Below are 18,582 nucleotides of genomic sequence, written 5' to 3'. Positions count from 1 at the left end.
TTTTGACTTAGAATCTATGAATTCCTTAACTTGTCTCTCCCAATGCTCTATCAGTTGTTTTTGGTTAAGGATGGAAAAACACCTATATTTTTTCAGATACTTTAGTGCATATAAAAATATTAAAACAAATGTAAACGCTTTATTGTTTCGCTTAAAGTGTTATAATATAAATTGAAAAAGGTTCATTATTTTACAGTTACTTTTCCCTAAACGGAAACCATTTGTTATTAGAAGGAGGAATTTCTATGGAAAAAGACTCTAAGCAAATTAGTTGGCTGATGATTGCCTTAATTGCTTTTAATATTGTTTGGAGCTTAGGAAATGTTGTCAATAACTTTGCCCAACAAGGGATCGTTGTTGTGACATCCTGGATTCTACTACTAGCCATCTACTTTGTTCCTTATACCTTGATGGTAGGACAGTTAGGATCAACCTTCAAGGCAAGCGAAGGTGGGGTCAGTGATTGGATAAAGCTAACTTCTACTAAACGACTGGCCTTCTTTGCAGCTTGGACCTATTGGGTTGTTCAAATTCCTTATCTAGCTCAAAAGCCTCAAACTATTTTGATTGCCTTAGGTTGGGTTATCCAAGGGAATGGTGAATTTTTGGACAGTCTCTCCATGCCTTTGTTGGTGGGACTCTGTCTAGTCGCTTTTCTTTTACTTCTCTATATTTCTACCAAAGGTCTAAAGGCTTTGAAATTTTTAGGAACCTTAGCAGGCGGAGCTATGCTGGTAATGTTAATCCTTTTTATACTCTTAGCTGTCGGGATACCTTTTATCAAACCAAATTTGCAGTTGGAAACGGATAACATGGATAAATTACCTACATACATTCCAAAGTTTGACTTCTCTTACTTTACTACAATTGCACTTCTGGTATTCTCTGTCGGAGGAGCTGAAGCTATCTCTCCCTATGTTAATAAAGTGAAGAATCCAGCAAAAGGGTTTCCAAAAGGGATGATTGCGATGGCTGTAATGATTGGAGCTTGTGCAATCTTAGGTTCGCTTGCCATGGCTATGATTTTTGATAGCAATAACATTCCTGTTGATTTGATGAGAAATGGTGCCTATCAAGCCTTCGCAGTTTTAGGTAAGCACTGGGGGTTAGGCGGTTTTCTAGTAACAATTTACGCTATTACTCAAACTATCGGCCAAGCTGCTACGCTAGCCATTTGTATTGACGCTCCGCTACAAATATTTTTAGGTAGTGCAGACGAAGATTTTATTCCAAGTTGGCTACGCAAGCGGACTAAGTCAGGAATGCTTATCAACGGTTATCTTTTAACAGGAATTCTAGTTACTATTATCATTGTATTGCCGCTTCTTGGACTTAAGGAAATTGATGGCCTAGTAGTATGGATGACAAATCTCAATGCTATCGTCTCCCCTATGTGTTTCCTTTGGGTTTTTATAGCTTATATGTTCTTGTACCATAAATGGGAAAAGTTTAAAAATGCTGAATACATATTTGTTAAAAATCGTATGCTCGGCTTTCTAGTTGGTGCCTGGGGCTTTGCTTTTACTGCTTTCGCTTGTATCCTAGGAATGGCTCCACAGGTAGATTTGGCAACTCATCCAACCGAGTGGTGGTTTACGCTAGCAACTAACATTATCACTCCTATTGCTCTTTTAGGGCTAGGCCTTATCCTCCCATGGCTAGCACAACGAGAAAAGAAACAATCTTAACAAAAGGGCGAAAAGCCCTTTTTGATTGCATTGACTTCGTACACCATTTTTTATATAATGACTAGTAAAATATTGATGAAGGAGTTAGAGATGAAAAAATCACTGGAAGCTTTTCATTTGAAATTGATTGCTATTGCTGCTATGCTTATCAACCATTTGGGACATACGCTAGAGTTGGAAAATCAGAATATTTACTTGTATTTCTTGACCGAAACAATTGGACGACTAACTTTTCCAATCATGGCTTATTTACTGGTTGAGGGCTTTCAGTATACACGAAGCAAAGGGAAATACGCACTTCGTCTAACTCTTTTTTGGTTGCTCTCCATTCTGCCATTCTATTATCTTTTTGAAAGCCACAAACCTTTGACAGTTGATAATAACATTCTCTACACTTTACTCTTAGGGCTTTTATTGCTAGTATTTTTGGAAAAGGTTCAGCATTCTTTTCTGCGCTTGCTCTTGATTTTAACATTCTCTTTTCTGACTTGGCAATCTGACTGGGCCTTTTTGGGAATCTTGACGATTGTTGGTTTCTATGAAAAACGGGAGGAATCAGACGGCTTTGTCACACCAATCCTCACCCTTATGGTAGTGTCTATTCTGATAAATCTTTGGGCCTTTTACACAGATCCCAATCCTGTCCTGCTCTGCGATGCGGCTGCTATGTTGGGCCTACTCCTGACTCTGCCGCTTCTCAAAGCCTATAACGGCCAGCGCGGTTATTCGCCTGTCTGGGTAAAATGGGGCTTTTATGCTTTCTATCCGCTTCATCTTTGTCTGCTGCTGCTCTTCCGTATTTTCTTTTTAAAAAGCTAAATTAAAATTTCATTTCTAGACGTAAAACAAGGCTGGGACTAAAATGTCCTAGCCTTGTTTTACATAGTCTTGGAATTAACCTCCAAACAATCCTTTAAAGAAGTTGACAATGGCATTCCAGATATTAGAAAAGAAATTACCGCCTTCTTGAATGAGGCCGTTTGCATCAAAGTTGAGGTTAATATTGTTAAAGGTATCCCCTGCCTTTGAAACAATGCTGTCTTTCAAGTCACTAAGGGTCTTCGTAAAGTCAGAATCCGTAATGACTCCACTGTTTGAAAGATTGATAGCAAAATTCACGATGAGGTTGATTTGGTCATTGGTCACTGACTGAGTCAGTCCATAGTTTTTCAAGGTTTCTTCAACAATCTTACGGACATCATCTGCTGTCAGATTGCTGTTGTTCTTCTTAGCATTGGCGATAGCCGCTTTGATATCAGCCAGAGCTACGTTAAGCTTGTCCGCATCATAGCCTTCCTTACCTGTATTTTCAGCATTGATACCAGAAAGGGCAGCCAGTTCTTCCTGCGCTAGGTTTTTATTTTCCTGAGGAATGGTCGCGCCATTATCCTCAAGAGAGTAGTAAATCCCTGCCAAAGCACTCTCACCTGTTACCGGAATCGGTGCCGCAACGGTAATCTGCGCGTGCTGAACACCTAGAGTAACAGCCGCGTTGCGATACATATCTTCAGTAACCTTGGTGATGTTTTGCGGAGTGACAATTTTGACCTCTAATGGCTTATTGCCGCCTAACTTCTGGATTTTTACAGAAGAATAAAGCTGCAGGCTAGGGTCATTAGCAACGTCCATGATTTTTGAGTAGACTTCTGGAGTCATGGTCTTAAGTGGCTTGCTATCGCTGGATGAATTGTAACCCAACATCTGCAAGGTCTGCTGTTTTTGGCTCTCATCTAAGGAGTAACCCAGCACATACTCAGGCTGTACGTATGTCTCATCAATGACTTTCTGAACATTTGAATCGGCAGCTGCGGTTGATACAGTAAACAGAGTAGCCAGCAAGGCTCCTGCTGTCATTAAAGTTTTTTTGAATTTCATATTTTTTCCTCTTTTCCTCCCGCCATAGTTTCCCAAATTCTATAGCTTAGCTGTTTTATACAGTAAACTTTCTATCTGACTGCCTCTAATTTCTGTTTCTTGAGCTTGTGATTTTCGCTCCTTTTGATGTTTAGAGTGCTTCAGTTAAGTTGCTGCAATGATGGAGTTATTATTATCTCATCCATTGAGGGCTTGAGATAATAGATACATTTTACAACATTTCTCAAAGAAGTTCAAAGAAAAAACAGTCACTGGATTTGCTTGCCAGTAACTGCTCTTCCCTACTTTTTCCAAAGGAAGTCAATCAGTAATTCGTCTACTTCTGGATTCTCATGCAATTGGCTGTGCTGAGCCAACTGACCTGTGATTTTCTTTTCCTGGTAAGATTTGGCATTCTCAACCAGGAGATATTTGAGGCTGCGGGAAGAGGTATTGAGTACGGAACCGTCGGATTCATTTTTAAAATCACCGTAAATGTTCAGAACATCTACTTGCTCTTGCGGATAGATTTCTCGTAATCCCAGTAGTTTTTGATAAGTCTGGCTCATAGCACTAGGCTGGCCAGTTTGGTCGTCTAGAATTGTCAAATCTTCAGGCAAGTCCCTTCCTTGCAGACCATTAACATGGTTGGCAATATTGACCTGCTTTTGCAGCTCGGGCAGCTTTTCATCCTGACCGTTCTCTAACATATAAAAGAGGATGGACATATTCCCCATCGAATGGCCTACCAGATTCATCTTATCAAAGCCATAAGTCTCTTGTAACTTACGAATCACAGCTGCTGCATATTTGCCATCTTGAGCATAGTCAGTATTGCGGTTATCTTCATAGTTTACCTTAATAATGGGATTGATAGCACCTTTCGGTATCTCGCCTAATAAGCTTACTTGCCCATTTTTACTGACATTTGCCGTGATAATTGTCTGAGTAACTCCAGCTTTTTTGGCTGCCTCTGTCATATGATTTTCAGCGTTAGAGCTGGATCCAAAACCGTGGAAAAACAAGGTCGGCGTTGTTGACTGCACATATTGTTTTGTGTTGAGCTCAGTGGCTTCTTTATGGTTGTAAAAAGCTGTTAGACCGGCAATTGTCACCAAGACCAGAACGAGGAGCTTAAAACCAAGTTTCTTGTTCATTTTTCATTCCTTTTTATGATAGATGTACAAAATTATATCATGTATCCATGGTGGTTACAAATATCTGGATTATTACTTCACCATCAAAAAAAGAAAGAAGCTTGAAAACTTCTTTCTAAAACCATTTTAAGAGGCGCATGATGTGCATGTTCATCTTGACCTGACGGGAATAATAATAATTACCGCCGTTGATATAGAGTTCTGGACCGTGGAAAATTGAAATCAGGTTATAGTAGCCGTAGGTCTTGCCAGTTACATTTCCTAAGCTTGGCGCTACCACATCTTTGGAATATTTCTTGGCTAGCTCCAGCGTATTTTCGCCACCGTTTTTAGCGACGTAGTCGATATAGGCCTGACCGAAATTATAGGCTTGTACTGCTGTCCAAACATCGACCTTTTTTTCACTGGCTAACTCTAGGTTATCAGATAAGGCCTGAACTCCTTGGCGAATACTTTCTTTGTTGTCCGTGATGGCATTAGTCTGACCAGTCGCGCTTTCACTGGACTGCATGACATCGGTGTCTTTTCCCTTGGTCTCTGTATAAATCATGGCCAGTACCAATTCTTCATTGGCCGCTGTATCCTGCTCGTCCAGCACTTCTCTGACCAAAGTCTGATACTTCATGACCTGCTTGACATCATGATGAACCTGATAAATCTTATAGCCGGCAAAGAGCACGAAAAGGACTAGAATCAGTCTTCTTAGAAATTTAAACATTATTTATTTTGGATATCCTCGATGTTCTTAATCAAAATAGAATAGGTCCCGTTGTCGTTCTGGATAAATTCTACCGACTCTGCGTCCTGATATATATTATTGGGAACGATGAGCTCAATTCCATTTGAAAGGGAGAGTTTCTGATTTTCGAACTTTTTCTTCTGGCGGCTGCTGTCAATCTCATCAAACTTGACTGGCTCAGGAATAGCTTCCTTGACTTGGTCAATAAAGGTAAGTCGGGCAGTCAGATTGCTGTCAAAAAGATCATCAGCCAACTTTTCAGGCGACAGTTCGTCATTTTCTTCCAGATTTTTGAAAATACTGGATTTGACCTTGGACTGGAACTGAAAATCGTCTTTGTTAAAACTTTCAGCAACCTTCTGAGCAGTCTTCTCAAGTGCTTTGATTGATTTCTTAGCTGAGATTGTCGGATTGACCTGCAAGAGATTATCTGACATATAATTGAGAAAGGCACCGTTATACTTGATGCGCTTTTCAATCAGATGGTACTTGCGAGACTTGAGATTGATGACCAAAGCCTCGTCTGCCCCCGTACCAAAGCCAGGCAGATTGTTCTGCGTCAGCTTGATAGGATTGTCCACCTCGCCACCTAAGTGGGTCAGAGTTTCCCGCAGAGCAATCCGCAGAAAAGCAAAGTGCTCCACACCCTCTTTGTCAAACTGGACAAAAATCAGATCGTTGGTTTTCTGGTTTTCACTGACAGAAAACTCCTCCTGCCAGAGCTTGGCCACTGTAACTGATGTTTCCAGTAGGTCGTCTGAAAGCTGGGCTAAAAAGACGTTTTCGGGGTCGAAAACACCTGTTTTAGCATCATCAGAGTATACCCGCTCAATCTTCTTGCGCAGATATTCTTCAATCTTGGGAGTAATGTTGAGAAACTTATCCGCCAGCAGCAGTTCGGTGTCAGCTGGGCTGAATTGATGAATAATCGCTTTTTTTACGTAAATATCCATCTTAGTTCAAGCCCTCATAGAGTGGAAAAGCGTCCGTTAGTTCGCGAACTTCCGCCCGCACTTGATTCAGCACTGCTTCGTTTTCAGCGTTTTCCAGAGCCTTGATAATAAGCTCTGCTACCTTGATGCTTTCTGCTACACCAAAGCCTCGAGCTGCAATGGCTGCTGTACCGATACGAATTCCGCTAGTCTTAAACGGTGACAAAGTCTCGTAAGGAATGGAGTTTTTATTAAGGGTAATATTGACTTCATCCAAGAGATTTTGCGCTACTTTCCCATTTTCTACAACCCTAGTGACATCAACCAAGAAAAGATGATTTTCAGTACCGTCAGAAATCACACGGAACTTATCATGCTGACGGAAGACTTGAGCCATAGCTTGGGCATTGTCCAAAATCTGCTGAGCATAAACCTTGAAAGCTGGATCCAGTACTTCTTTAAATGCAACTGCTTTAGCTGCAATGACATGCTCTAATGGTCCGCCTTGAATGCCAGGGAAGATAGCTGAGTTGATTTTCTTAGCTAATTCTTCATCATTTGTCAAAATCAAACCACCGCGAGGACCACGTAAGGTCTTGTGGGTTGTAGTTGTTGTGATATCCGCATAAGGTACAGGGCTTGGGTGGAGGCCTGCAGCGACTAATCCAGCGATGTGAGCCATATCAACCATGAGCTTAGCGCCTACCGCATCAGCGATTTCACGGAATTTTGAAAAGTCAATAATATGAGAGTAAGCTGAAGCCCCCGCCACAATTTGCTTAGGCTGTACTTCCTTGGCTTGTTTGAGAATAGCATCAAAGTCCAGTAATTCTGTTTCGGGATCAACACTATAGGATACAAAATTATAGGTTTGACCAGAGAAGCTGACTGACGCACCGTGAGTCAAGTGGCCGCCAGCAGACAAATCCATACCCATAACAGTATCACCTGGCTCAATCAAAGCCATATAAGCAGCGCAATTTGCCTGGCTACCTGAGTGAGGCTGCACATTGGCAAACTTTGCACCAAAAATTTCTTTAGCACGCTCAATCGCTAGACTTTCAATTACATCCACTACATCTGTCCCACCATAGTAGCGGCGACCTGGGTAGCCTTCGGCATATTTATTGGTCAAAATAGAACCTTGAGCAGCCATGACAGCTTTAGAAACGACATTTTCTGAAGCGATCAGCTCAATATTATGCTGCTGACGTTCTTCTTCTTTAGCAACTGCTTCCCAAATCTCTGGGTCAAATGCTTTGTAGTCTTCTTGGTCAAAAATCATAAGGTGTCTCCCTTCTTTTGCGAAAATAGGACCTTAGGTCCTAAAAGTTAAAATTTTATATCATCTACTTGGGCGAGAATATCCTCGCGAGTGATTGCCCCTTGGCGTAGAATAAGTGCCTTTTCTCCAGACAAGTCTAGAATAGTTGAATCCTGACCTGTCAAGGATGCATCATCTTCTACCCCTGAGACTTGCTCTTGAAAATCCATCATAATCTGCTGGAAAGAAGTTCCACTAGCTTTTCCAGAAAGATTGGCGGATGGACCAATCAAGGGACCATACTTACGAATCAAGTCCAGTGTAACTGGATGCTTAGGAATCCGAAAACCCACGGTTTCCATACCTGAGTTTATCCAAACAGGCACTCGGTCATTGGCCTGGAGGATAATAGTTAGTGGCCCAGGCAGAAAGGCCTGATAGAGCTGCTCTAGGTAGCTGGGCTGGTTCTTAGAAAAAACATAAATCTCTTCCAAGCTAGCAACATTGAGATTGAGAGCCTTGTCACGAGGTCTTCGTTTTAATTCGTAGACTCGTTCAACCGCCTCTTGATTCAAAGCCTGAGCAAAGAGGCCATAAACAGTTTCTGTAGGCAGGACAACTGCTCCGCCTGCTGCCATAGTCTTCTCTATCTTATCCATTGTCCATCGCCACCATTCTATCTTTGCCGAATTGATCTTTCAGAACTCGGATTCGTTTTTGAGGGAAGGACTTTTTCAGTAATTCCCTGACGCCATCGCCTTGCTTGTAACCAATTTCCAGATAGATTTTCCCTTTTTTTGTCAGATAGTCTCCTGCCTGCTCGGCTATTTTCCGATAGACGGCATAGCCATCCTCCTCAGCAAAGAGGGCCATGTGAGGCTCTGAGGTCAGAACATTGAGTCCAACTTCGTCTTTATCTGCTTCTGAAATATAGGGTGGGTTGGAGACGATAATGTCAAATTTTCCTTGGATTGCATCCAAGCAATCAGATTGGACAAAAGTGAGGCTGAATCCGCAGGACTGAGCGTTTTCTGCTGCCAGGGAAAGAGCGTCTTCCGAAAGGTCAGAAGCAGTAATCTGCCAGTCTGGACGCCTGTTTGCCAGTGCAAGAGAAATGGCTCCGCTTCCTGTTCCGATATCCAAGACAGACAGAGAACTTTCAGGATTTTCTGACAAAATCAGCTCCACCAGCTCCTCTGTCTCAGGCCTAGGAATTAGAACCCGCTCATCAACCTTGAGAGTCAGGCCGTGAAAGTCACTGCTGCCAATGATATACTGAGCCGGCTTATGAGCAAGCAGCTGCTCTTGAATCGCTTTTAGCTGGTCACAATCTTCTTGGCTGACTTCTGTCCGAAGTTTGAAAACAAAGTCGGTAAAGGAGAGCTCGTTGAGAGCCCGATAAACGAAAGACAGGCTTTCTGCTTCTTCTCCCGCTGCTACTAGCTCTTGCTCTAGCTCAGCTAAATATTGAGCCAACATCATTATTTATTCAGCTCTTCTAGTTTTTGTGTTTGGTCATAGAGAACCAGAGCGTCAACGACTTCATCCAGTTTGCCAGCTAAAATCGTGTCCAGCTTTTGCAAGGTCAAGCCAATACGGTGATCTGTCACCCGGTTTTGTGGGAAATTATAGGTGCGAATCCGCTCTGAGCGATCACCAGTACCAATCGTAGACTTGCGCTCTGCATCTTGCTCATCTTGAGCAATTTGAGCAAAGTGGTCTGCCACACGAGCTCGGATGATTTTCATAGCCTTATCCCGGTTCTTCTGCTGGGTCCGCTCTTCCTGCATTTCAACCTTGATATTGGTTGGCAGATGGACGATACGAACAGCAGTCGCAACCTTATTGACGTTCTGTCCACCTGCACCAGATGCGTGGTAGATGTCAACGCGCAGATCTTTAGGATCAATGTCGTATTCGACTTCTTCGATTTCTGGCATCACCAAGACAGTTGCTGTTGAGGTGTGAACGCGACCTTGGCTTTCGGTTACAGGAACCCGCTGTACGCGGTGAGCGCCAGATTCATACTTAAGCTTTGAGTAGACCGACTGGCCTGAGACCATAGCGACCACTTCCTTTATCCCACCTACACCATTATAAGAAGCTTCCATAACTTCGAAGCGCCAGCCTTGGCTTTCAGCGTATTTTTGATACATCTGCAAGAGATCGCCGGCAAACAACTGTGCTTCGTCTCCTCCCGCTGCACCCCGGATTTCCAAAATGATATTCTTATCATCGTTTGGATCTTTAGGCAAAAGGAGGATTTTTAGTTTTTCCTCGTATTCTTCTTTTTCAGCCTTAGCATCCTTGAGCTCCTGCTTGGCCATTTCTTCTAAGTCCGCATCGCCAGAGGCGTCTTTTATCATTTCTTCAGCGTCTGTGATGTTTTGCAGGACTTTCTTATACTCTCGATAAGCCGTCACTGTATCGCGGGTGCTGGCTTCTTCCTTAGAAAGCTCCATAAATCGCTTGGTATCGCTGACTACATCAGGGTCGCTTAGGAGTTCACCAAGCTCTTCGTAGCGATCTTCAACCGCTTGTAACTGTTCATAGATGTTCATAGATTTTTCATCATCTCCTTTTTTCTATCGTTGGATTACTTAATATCGGGGTTAAAATAGTGCTTGCGGCAGACTGAGATATAGGTCTCGTGACCGCCAATTTTTATCTGCTCACCATCATAAACTGGCTTTCCGTTATCAGTCCGTAAAACCATAGTGGCCTTACGAGAGCAATATTGGCAAATGGTTTTAATCTCCTCAATCTTATCAGCCAAGAGTAAGAGATGTTTGGAGCCTTCAAAGAGTTCATTGCGAAAATCATTTTTCAGACCAAAAGCCATAACCGGAACATCCAGCTCATCCACCACTCTAGCCAAATCATAGACATGATGGCGTTTCAAAAACTGAGCCTCATCAATCAAAACACAATAAGGTTTTTCAGGCAGCTGCTGGATATAGCCAAAAATATCTGTCTCATCCTCAATAGCTATGGCATTTCGTTTCATGCCGATGCGACTGGAAACAACCCCAAAGCCGTCTCTTGTATCGATAGCCGAGGTCATGATGACGACGCTCTTGCCTTGTTCTTCATAATTGTGGGCGACTTTTAAAATCTCAATGGTCTTGCCCGAATTCATCGTGCCATATTTGTAGTATAACTGAGCCATAATTTAAATCTTTGCTAATCCACTATCTCCATTTTTACTTCACATTATTTTACCATAATTCACTACTCTTTAAAACCTCATTTGTGATAAAATAATGATAAAGAAATAAAGGAGGCAAAAAATATGCCATTTGTTAGAATTGATTTATTTGAAGGTCGTACTCTGGAGCAGAAAAAGGCTCTTGCCAAGGAAGTAACTGAAGCCGTTGTCAGAAATACAGGCGCACCTCAGTCTGCTGTCCATGTCATTATTAACGACATGCCAGAAGGAACCTACTTCCCACAAGGAGAAATGAGGGAAAAATAAAAAAGAAAAAGGCCAGCAGGTTATGGAGATTTAACCTGCTGGCCTTTTTCTTTATCATTCAGGAATGAAATTCACCACTCATTCTTCTATCAGAAAACCAAGTCGTAAGGAGACTCCAACTTGTCCGCTAGACTGGCTAGAAATTCCGCTGCGGGCTGACCATCTACGACTTGATGGTCAAAAGTCAAGCTGAGCGGCAGGAATTTTTGCTCGTAGACCTGTCCTTGGCTGTCAAGAGCCAGCGACGTTTGCAATGCACCAACTCCTAAAATGGCTACTTCTGGTGTATTTAGGATAGGAGTGAAATACTCAATTCCTGCTCCCCCGAGATTAGTAATACTGAAGGTTGAACCTGAGTAAAGAGCTGGATCCAAAGTTCCTTTACGAGCTTGATTAGCTTCCGTTTTGATAGCTAAGCCCAAGTCAGCCAGCGTTAGCTTATCCACGTGACGAATGACCGGAACCACTAAACCATCACTAAGTGCCGTCGCGATACCAATATGAATATCTTCTACTTCCTGATACTGACCATTGAAATACCAAGCGTTGAGCTGAGGGTGATCTTTCAATGCCTTGGCAACTGCCTTTGTCAGCAGAGTCGTGATGCTGATTTCGCCATTTTCTAGTGGAGAAGCGACCTTATCCTTCATATCCTGTCTAAAGGCTATCAGCCGACTGATATCCACCTTACGGTGCAAGGTCACCTGAGCAGATGTCTGGAGACTATTCATCATCCGCTCTGCAATAGTCTTGCGCATACCTGTCAATCCTGCACCATAGTCAACTTGACCAGCATGCTGAAGGACTGCTGAGCTACTTTCAGGTGTTTGGTTTGGAAGTGCCTCTGGTTTATAGTTTTCCACATCCCGTCGGGTAATACGGCCATTGCCTCCCGTTCCTGAAATCAAGGAAATATCATATCCTTTTTCCTTAGCAATCTTACGGGCAAGAGGAGTGATGAAAATACGTCCATGTTCACTGTTTCCGACAGAGTTGGAACTTGCTGTCGCAGTTTTTTCTGCTAGTCCAACCCCTGCATCAGCTGCCCCATGCTCACTTTCTGACTGGTTCGCAGAGGCTCCTTCTGCTTCCATACCTGGAATAGATTCTCCTGCTTCACCAATCCATGCAATTACTTTCTTGCACGGGACAGTATCGCCCGCCTGACTGATAATTTTTAAAACAACTCCTGCGCTTGGCGCCTCTACATCGCTGGTCAATTTTTCAGAACTGATTTCCAAGACAGGCTGACCAGCAGCTACGGTGTCGCCTTCCTTGACCAGCCAGTTATTTATCAAACCTTCGGTCATTGTTAAGCCTAGCTTAGGCATTACAATTTCTGTAGCCATACTTGCCTCCCTTCTATCTCTTCAGATCGTCAATCAATTCTGCAGCAACAGTCAGAACCTTATCAGCATTAGGGATATAGAGCTGCTCCAGATTCACAGCAAATGGCACTGGCACATTTGGCGCGCAGACGCATTTTACTGGACCATCAAGATAATCAAAGCATTTATCAGTCACTACAGCTGCAATATCCGTCGCTGTGTTATTGTGAGGGTTGGATTCATCAACGATAATCAGTCGTCCAGTTTTCTTGACTGATTCAAAGACAGTCTCCTCATCCCAAGGAGCTACTGTTCTCAAGTCAATTACTTCGACCGAAATACCATCTTTTTCCAAGCGATCTGCTACCTCATAAGCGACATAAAGCATTTTACCGATAGTAACGATAGTGAGGTCTGTTCCTTCACGGCGGACAGCAGCCTTTCCAATTGGAACTGTATAATATTCTTCTGGTACCTCTCCCTTGATACCATAGAGGGTCTTATCTTCTGAATAAATCACGATATTGTCGTCTTCAATGGAAGCCAGCAGTAACCCTTTAGCATCATACGGAGTTGCTGGAACAACTACCTTAATACCAGGAATGGAACCAAAGAGACCGTAATAAGAACCCGAGTGCTGAGCTGCAGCCGAAGCTCCTGCCCCATGCATGGTCCGCATTGTCATCGGAACCTTAGCCTTACCGCCAAACATATAGCGCATTTTTGAGCCTTGCCCCAGAATGGCATCAAAGCAGAAACCGATAAAGTCATTGAACATCAGCTCCGGTACTGGCCGCAAGCCAGTCAGAGCCATTCCAACAGAAGCTGACACGTATCCGTGCTCAGAAATTGGAGTATCAATCACTCGCTCTCGTCCGTATTTTGGCATGAGTCCCTTGGTTACACCCATTACGCCGCCCCAAGCATCTTCGTTTTCTTCTTCCAAGTGCTTGACTGTTACACCGCCAGCAATATCTTCTCCCAGAAGGATTACGGTATCATCTTTTGCCATTGCCTGATCCAGCGCTTCATTGATTGCTTTCATAAATAACAGTTGTCTAGCCATTTGATCAACCTCCTTCTATCAATTAGCAAATACATCTTCCAGCAGAGACTCGGAACGAGGTATTGGACTGTCTTGAGCAAATTTGATAGCTTCTTCCACATCCTTTCGAGACTCCTCTAATATGGCATCAAGTTCCTCTTCAGTCAAGAGGCCATGCTCGATAGCGTAGTCACGGAAGACATCTAGAGCATCCACATCAGCCCAGTCTTTTTCTTCACCTTCCAAAGCCTTATACTTCTGCTCATCCCCTTCAAAGTGACCATGATCGCGATATGTTACAGCTTCAATTAAGGTAGGTCCTTCCCCTCTACGAGCCCGCTCTACAGCTTCCTTGGCTACTTGGTAGACAGCGAATAAATCCTTACCATTAACCCGAACGCCGGGCATATTATAAGCAGCCGCTCTCTCAGCAATGGTGCCAGACGCTGAAGAATACCATTGCGGTGTCGATTCTGCAAAGAGGTTGTTTTCATTGACAAAGATAACTGGCAGTTTCCAAATTGATGCCATGTTGAGACATTCATGGAAATTCCCTTCATTGGCTGCACCATCACCGAAGAAGCAGACAGCCACACTATCGGTTTTCAAGTACTTGTTTCGCATAGCAGCACCGGTAGCTAGACCAAAGCCTCCACCAACCATACCATTGGCACCGAGAATTCCCTTGTCCAAATCGGCGATGTGCATAGATCCGCCTTTTCCTTTTCCAAGCCCAGTCTCCTTGCCAAAAATTTCTGCCATCATTCCCTTTAAATCACCGCCCTTAGCAACACAGTGACCGTGTCCCCGGTGAGTACTGGTAATATAGTCCTTGTCTGTCAGATTTGCACAGACGCCAGTAGCAATCGCTTCCTCCCCAGCATAAAGGTGAACAAATCCAGGAATCTGTCCTGCAGCAAAGAAACGCCGAGTATTTTCCTCAAAATTACGGATATCCCACATGGTTTTATACATGGTCTTGGCTTTTTCTTTGGAAACCTGCTCTACTTCAACTTCAGTAGCATCATAGACTTTTAAATCTACTAGCTCTGATACAGCACTTTGGTTTCTTGTTTTGCTCAATTGTTGTGGTAAGTCTTTATAATTTGACATATTTTTACCTCCTCATTAATCGTCCTGAACGAGTCTTTTAGCGACCTCTTGTATTAGTTCTGATGTGGTAGGATGAGCAAAAACTGTTTCAAGAACTTGATCCAGCGTTGCTTCAGCCTGCTTCAGCAAAATCAAATTCTGCAGAAGATCTGTACCGTTCGGACCAACGATGACTGCACCTAGTAGAAGATGGTATTTCTTTTCTGAGATTAGCTTGACATAGCCCTCTGTCTCACCTATAGCAATAGCCCGCCCGTTATAAGAGAAAGGTAGCTGTTGGACCTGAACATCATATCCCGCCTTCTCAGCCTCATCCTTGCTGAGACCAAAAGAAGCTACTTCAGGACTGGTGTAGAGCGAACGGGGGACACCGAGCGGATCAACTGCTTCTTCAGCTCTTCGGCAGATAGCTCTCACAGCTTTTATTCCTTCTGCACTAGCTACGTGGGCCAGCATATAAGATTCTAAGAGATCACCGATAGCATAAACATGCTCTTTGGATGTTTCGTAGTATTGATCTACCTTGACAAAATTTCGCTCCGTCAAGGCTAATCCCATATCCTTCGCTAGCTCTAGGTTTGGTTTGCGGCCAGTAGCGACTAAAAGATGGTCGAAAGCAACCTGCTCGTTCTCAAGCAAGACAGAATTACCAGTTACTTCCTTTATCTGCGCCCCCTGATAAATCATCACCCCCATTTTCTTTAGTTTCTTTTGAATCACATGTCGCGCTTCTGCTTCTTCGGTCAAAAGAATTTCTGGAGCAACCTCGATAACAGTAACAGCAACACCCAGAGGAGCCATAGCGAAAGCTAGCTCAATTGCGATAACTCCACCTCCGATAATGACTAACTTCTCAGGAAGTTCCCTCAAGTCAAAAAACGTATCTGTCGTTAGGTAGTCAACCTGTTCCAGTCCCTTAATAGGAGGTACAAAAGGATAACTGCCAGTAGCCAAAATCACATCTTTGCCACTGATTTCTTTACCATTGACGGAGAAAGTTCGGTCTTTGACAAACTTGGCCTGACCTTCTATATACTCAATGCCTAAAGACTTAAAGCTAGCATGAATTCCAGATTGTAAACTGGCAACAACCTGATTCTTTCGGTCTACCAATTTCTCAAAATCAATCCTTTCAAGCTTGCTCTCAATGCCATAACGCCTAGCTTCTTCCATTGTCAGCAGCCAATGGCCGTGCTGGAGATAGGCCTTAGACGGTATACATCCTACATTCAGGCAGGTTCCGCCGATAGACTTCTTTTCTACCACAGCCACCTTCTTACCCAACCGAGCTGCTTCTTCAGCAGCCACATAACCGCCCGGTCCAGCACCGATAATCAAAACATCATAAACAGACAAAACAGACCTCCTTTCATAAAATGCAAAGGGTGCTCAAACAATCAAAATGATTGCTGTCGGCTATAGATACAAGAAGTATCTCATTATTTTTCGTATACCTAAGATTCATTTCAAAATCTCAAGATACAGTCTGCTCAGAAACCATGAACCTCCTTTCTTCATTTTCTTCGTCTACACATAGTAAGCGCTTGCTTTTTAGAAGAAGCTTATACCAAATAATTAAACTCCAGTTGGCTATCCTTCAAACTGACTTGAACTTTCATTTCAGTTGTTTCCTTATTTTCGACCAAATAACGAGCCAAAGGCGTTTCTAGATAGCGCATAATGCTTCTTTGAATAGGACGAGCACCAAACTCTGGTTGGTAGTCCTTCTGGGCTAAAAAAGCATAGACTTCTTCTCTCAGATGAAGCTGAATCTTCTGTTGTTTCAGCCTTTCCTGAAGTTGGCGAACCGTAATTTTTACGATATTGACCATATCTTCTGCCCTTAGAGGGTTGAAAATAACCGTCTCGTCAATCCGATTTAAAAACTCTGGTCTAAAGCTATGTTGCAGCAAGGACAGAACTTCTTCCTGCGTTTCAGCAGTCAGTCCCTGTTTACTTTTGAGACTTTCCAAAATCTGCTGAGAGCCAATATTGCTTGTCATAATCAAAATAGTATTTTTAAAGTCAATAGTACGCCCTTTAGAGTCTGTCAAGCGTCCCTCGTCCAAGACTTGCAGCAGGGTGTTGAATACATCCAGATGGGCTTTTTCAATCTCATCCAGCAAGACAATCGAATAAAGCCTCCTACGAACAGCTTCTGTCAGCTGTCCTCCCTCTTCAAATCCGACGTAACCTGGTGGCGGACCAACTAAACGAGCTACGGCATGTTTTTCCATGTACTCAGACATATCCAGTCGAACCATTTCCAGCTCATTACCAAACAGCCGCTCAGCAAGGGCTTTAGCCAAAGCAGTCTTCCCAACTCCAGTCGGCCCCAGAAAGAGAAAGGACCCGATAGGACGCTTTGGATTTTGAATTCCTGCTCTTGAGCGTAAAATCGCCTCCGAAACCTTTTGAACAGCTTGGTCTTGCCCAACAATTCTCTGGCGCAGGAGCTTGTCTAGATTTAGCAGGTGTTTACGCTCATTGTCCATAATTCCCTGCACTTTGATTCCTGTTATACGCTCTACGATACTGGCTATATCTTCACGACTGACGTCTGGTCGTTCAGTTTCCGCTTGAGCTAGCCGGATTTTCTTAACAGCACACGCCTCATCAATCAAGTCCAGTGCCTTATCAGGTAAATAACGATCTGACAGATAACGAATTGAAAGACTGATTGCTGCCTGCAAGGCTTCGTCCGTCAGCCTAACTCCGTGAAAGTCCTGATAATTCTCCCGCAGTCCTTGTAGAATTGTCAAAGCTTTATCTTGATCGGGCTCCTCAATGCGAATCCGCTGAAAACGCCCCTCCAAAGCTTGATCTAGCTCGAAGCTTTCTCGATAAGCAGCAAAAGTCGTTGTGCCAATGATATTAATCTGTCCCTGAGCCAAGAGTGGCTTTAAAAGATTGCCTGCATCAAGAGAGCCCTCCGTCCGCCCTGCTGTCACGATTTGGTGAATATCCTCAATGTAAAGAATAATCTTCCCCTTAGCAGCTAGCACCTCATCCAAAACAGCCTTGAAGCGCTCTTCAAACTCTCCTCTATATTTAGTTCCAGCAATCAATCCGCCTAGATTTAACTTAAAAACTTCCTTGCCCTGCAATTTTCCTGGAACGTCATCTGCAAGTAATCTTCCAACAAACCCCTCTATCACTTTGGATTTTCCAACGCCTGGAAAGCCTAGGAGAATGGCGTTGCTTTTCTCTTTCCTACACAGCACACGGATAATATCGTCAATTTCGTCTTTTCGACCAATTACCTGTCTATCGGTCTGGTCAGCCAGCCACTGATTAAAGTTAGCCGCATATTTGTTCAGGGCCTGATAGTGACTTTCCTGGTTTGAAGAGATTGCTCGTTTGCCTTGGCGAGCCTTATTCAACTTTGCTGCAACTAGCTCCTTATCAATTCCTGCCTGTTTCAAAAAGACAGTTATCGGATTTCGCTGCTGATGAAATAGACTGAGAATCAGGTGCTCTACTGTTACCACCTCGTCCCTCAGTTCCGCCCTTTCAGCCTCTGCATCATTCAAAAGATTCTTGAGACGTTGACTATACTGACGTCCGTAGCGGTTCGTATCCGTATGTGAAAATACAGGAATCTTGGCTAGTTCCTGATTGATGACGCTGATAAATTCATTAATATCAAGGTCCAGACCGGTATAGAATTCCAAGGCAAAAGCTTGAGGCTGGGTCAGCACTGTCCAGACATGCGGAATGTCCACTTGATAATTGTGTTTTTGAATAGCTAATTCCTTTGCAGCATTTAGTACTTCTTGCAAAAGATTGGTATAGTGTTCGGTCATATAGTTTCCTCGCTTTTCTACTGAAAACCAAAGTCAACTGCAAACAACATTTTAAAAATTAACCTATTTTAGCAAAAACTTAACTTGATAATCTTATGTTTATTATATCATTTTCACAATCAATATACTAGAAAAAATGTAAGCGTTTTTCATGTTTTAATCTAATTTTAACAAAAGATTG

The 18,582-nt window shown here is 43.1% G+C and carries 17 protein-coding genes; 3 read left to right on the top strand and 14 right to left on the bottom strand.

Annotated features, from left to right (window positions below):
* The first annotated feature begins 245 nt into the window (after window positions 1-245).
* The gene (locus tag K4I03_RS01295) at window positions 246-1,688 is read left to right on the top strand and encodes an APC family permease (protein WP_227963451.1); all 1,443 of its coding nucleotides are present in this window, start codon (window positions 246-248) and stop codon (window positions 1,686-1,688) included.
* A 57-nt stretch (window positions 1,689-1,745) separates the two neighbouring features.
* Complete coding sequence (locus tag K4I03_RS01290) at window positions 1,746-2,507, top strand: TraX family protein (RefSeq protein ID WP_321573147.1); 762 nt, start codon at window positions 1,746-1,748, stop codon at window positions 2,505-2,507.
* Between the two features lie 75 nt (window positions 2,508-2,582).
* Here the strand turns inward: K4I03_RS01290 and K4I03_RS01285 are convergent, their stop codons facing one another.
* From K4I03_RS01285 to K4I03_RS01245, 9 genes are all read right to left on the bottom strand, one after another.
* Entirely contained in the window at window positions 2,583-3,563 is a 981-nt protein-coding gene (locus tag K4I03_RS01285) for a DUF1002 domain-containing protein (protein ID WP_227963449.1), read from the bottom strand.
* Between the two features lie 281 nt (window positions 3,564-3,844).
* Window positions 3,845-4,699 carry an alpha/beta hydrolase gene (locus tag K4I03_RS01280; protein WP_227963448.1) on the bottom strand — a complete coding sequence of 285 codons (855 nt, stop codon included), beginning with the start codon at window positions 4,697-4,699 and terminating at the stop codon, window positions 3,845-3,847.
* A gap of 115 nt (window positions 4,700-4,814) precedes the next feature.
* Window positions 4,815-5,417: a lysozyme family protein gene (locus K4I03_RS01275; protein ID WP_125341686.1), complete on the bottom strand. Its 603-nt coding sequence runs from the start codon at window positions 5,415-5,417 to the stop codon at window positions 4,815-4,817.
* Window positions 5,417-6,391 carry a nucleoid-associated protein gene (locus K4I03_RS01270; RefSeq protein ID WP_002915230.1) on the bottom strand — a complete coding sequence of 325 codons (975 nt, stop codon included), beginning with the start codon at window positions 6,389-6,391 and terminating at the stop codon, window positions 5,417-5,419. Before K4I03_RS01270 ends, K4I03_RS01275 begins: the two co-directional genes overlap by 1 nt.
* A 1-nt stretch (window position 6,392) precedes the next feature.
* Entirely contained in the window at window positions 6,393-7,655 is a 1,263-nt protein-coding gene (gene glyA / locus K4I03_RS01265) for a serine hydroxymethyltransferase (RefSeq protein ID WP_227963447.1), read from the bottom strand.
* Between the two features lie 47 nt (window positions 7,656-7,702).
* Window positions 7,703-8,293 (bottom strand): L-threonylcarbamoyladenylate synthase, encoded by a 591-nt coding sequence (locus K4I03_RS01260; protein WP_227963446.1) that lies wholly within the window; start codon window positions 8,291-8,293, stop codon window positions 7,703-7,705.
* The gene (prmC, locus tag K4I03_RS01255) at window positions 8,286-9,116 is read right to left on the bottom strand and encodes a peptide chain release factor N(5)-glutamine methyltransferase (protein WP_227963445.1); all 831 of its coding nucleotides are present in this window, start codon (window positions 9,114-9,116) and stop codon (window positions 8,286-8,288) included. The genes K4I03_RS01260 and prmC overlap by 8 nt, the downstream gene beginning before the upstream one ends.
* Entirely contained in the window at window positions 9,116-10,195 is a 1,080-nt protein-coding gene (gene prfA, locus K4I03_RS01250) for a peptide chain release factor 1 (RefSeq protein ID WP_002895522.1), read from the bottom strand. Before prfA ends, prmC begins: the two co-directional genes overlap by 1 nt.
* Window positions 10,196-10,230: 35 nt before the next feature.
* On the bottom strand, window positions 10,231-10,803 hold the full coding sequence (locus K4I03_RS01245) for a thymidine kinase (protein ID WP_227963444.1): 573 nt from the start codon (window positions 10,801-10,803) through the stop codon (window positions 10,231-10,233).
* Between the two features lie 105 nt (window positions 10,804-10,908).
* On the opposite strand from K4I03_RS01245, the gene K4I03_RS01240 reads away from it, so the two are divergent.
* Window positions 10,909-11,109, top strand: coding sequence for a 4-oxalocrotonate tautomerase (locus K4I03_RS01240; protein ID WP_223322810.1), 201 nt, complete (start codon window positions 10,909-10,911; stop codon window positions 11,107-11,109).
* Between the two features lie 89 nt (window positions 11,110-11,198).
* On the opposite strand, the gene K4I03_RS01235 is transcribed toward K4I03_RS01240, so the two are convergent.
* From K4I03_RS01235 to K4I03_RS01215, 5 genes are all read right to left on the bottom strand, one after another.
* Window positions 11,199-12,458, bottom strand: a complete 1,260-nt coding sequence (locus K4I03_RS01235) for a dihydrolipoamide acetyltransferase family protein (RefSeq protein WP_227963443.1) — start codon at window positions 12,456-12,458, stop codon at window positions 11,199-11,201.
* Between the two features lie 13 nt (window positions 12,459-12,471).
* Entirely contained in the window at window positions 12,472-13,503 is a 1,032-nt protein-coding gene (locus K4I03_RS01230; RefSeq protein WP_002895536.1) for an alpha-ketoacid dehydrogenase subunit beta, read from the bottom strand.
* 18 nt (window positions 13,504-13,521) lie between these two features.
* Window positions 13,522-14,595: a thiamine pyrophosphate-dependent dehydrogenase E1 component subunit alpha gene (locus K4I03_RS01225; protein WP_227963442.1), complete on the bottom strand. Its 1,074-nt coding sequence runs from the start codon at window positions 14,593-14,595 to the stop codon at window positions 13,522-13,524.
* A 15-nt stretch (window positions 14,596-14,610) separates the two neighbouring features.
* Complete coding sequence (lpdA, locus tag K4I03_RS01220; protein WP_227963441.1) at window positions 14,611-15,951, bottom strand: dihydrolipoyl dehydrogenase; 1,341 nt, start codon at window positions 15,949-15,951, stop codon at window positions 14,611-14,613.
* Window positions 15,952-16,157: 206 nt separating this feature from the next.
* Window positions 16,158-18,401: an ATP-dependent Clp protease ATP-binding subunit gene (locus tag K4I03_RS01215; RefSeq protein ID WP_227963440.1), complete on the bottom strand. Its 2,244-nt coding sequence runs from the start codon at window positions 18,399-18,401 to the stop codon at window positions 16,158-16,160.
* Window positions 18,402-18,582: the final 181 nt, after the last annotated feature.

The organism is Streptococcus sanguinis (assembly GCF_020729725.1).
Lineage (GTDB): Bacteria > Bacillota > Bacilli > Lactobacillales > Streptococcaceae > Streptococcus > Streptococcus sanguinis_V.
Note: the sequence above shows the minus strand (reverse complement) of the source record. Positions and strands in the feature narration are given on the sequence as shown.

Bases quoted from the DNA above. Each gene is read 5' to 3' on its own strand.
- K4I03_RS01295 (WP_227963451.1), top strand. From the start codon at position 246: ATGGAAAAAGACTCTAAGCAAATTAGTTGGCTGATGATTGCCTTAATT.
- K4I03_RS01290 (WP_321573147.1), top strand. From the start codon at position 1,746: ATGACTAGTAAAATATTGATGAAGGAGTTAGAGATGAAAAAATCACTG.
- K4I03_RS01285 (WP_227963449.1), bottom strand. From the start codon at position 3,563: ATGAAATTCAAAAAAACTTTAATGACAGCAGGAGCCTTGCTGGCTACT.
- K4I03_RS01280 (WP_227963448.1), bottom strand. From the start codon at position 4,699: ATGAACAAGAAACTTGGTTTTAAGCTCCTCGTTCTGGTCTTGGTGACA.
- K4I03_RS01275 (WP_125341686.1), bottom strand. From the start codon at position 5,417: ATGTTTAAATTTCTAAGAAGACTGATTCTAGTCCTTTTCGTGCTCTTT.
- K4I03_RS01270 (WP_002915230.1), bottom strand. From the start codon at position 6,391: ATGGATATTTACGTAAAAAAAGCGATTATTCATCAATTCAGCCCAGCT.
- glyA (WP_227963447.1), bottom strand. From the start codon at position 7,655: ATGATTTTTGACCAAGAAGACTACAAAGCATTTGACCCAGAGATTTGG.
- K4I03_RS01260 (WP_227963446.1), bottom strand. From the start codon at position 8,293: ATGGATAAGATAGAGAAGACTATGGCAGCAGGCGGAGCAGTTGTCCTG.
- prmC (WP_227963445.1), bottom strand. From the start codon at position 9,116: ATGATGTTGGCTCAATATTTAGCTGAGCTAGAGCAAGAGCTAGTAGCA.
- prfA (WP_002895522.1), bottom strand. From the start codon at position 10,195: ATGAACATCTATGAACAGTTACAAGCGGTTGAAGATCGCTACGAAGAG.
- K4I03_RS01245 (WP_227963444.1), bottom strand. From the start codon at position 10,803: ATGGCTCAGTTATACTACAAATATGGCACGATGAATTCGGGCAAGACC.
- K4I03_RS01235 (WP_227963443.1), bottom strand. From the start codon at position 12,458: ATGGCTACAGAAATTGTAATGCCTAAGCTAGGCTTAACAATGACCGAA.
- K4I03_RS01230 (WP_002895536.1), bottom strand. From the start codon at position 13,503: ATGGCTAGACAACTGTTATTTATGAAAGCAATCAATGAAGCGCTGGAT.
- K4I03_RS01225 (WP_227963442.1), bottom strand. From the start codon at position 14,595: ATGTCAAATTATAAAGACTTACCACAACAATTGAGCAAAACAAGAAAC.
- K4I03_RS01215 (WP_227963440.1), bottom strand. From the start codon at position 18,401: ATGACCGAACACTATACCAATCTTTTGCAAGAAGTACTAAATGCTGCA.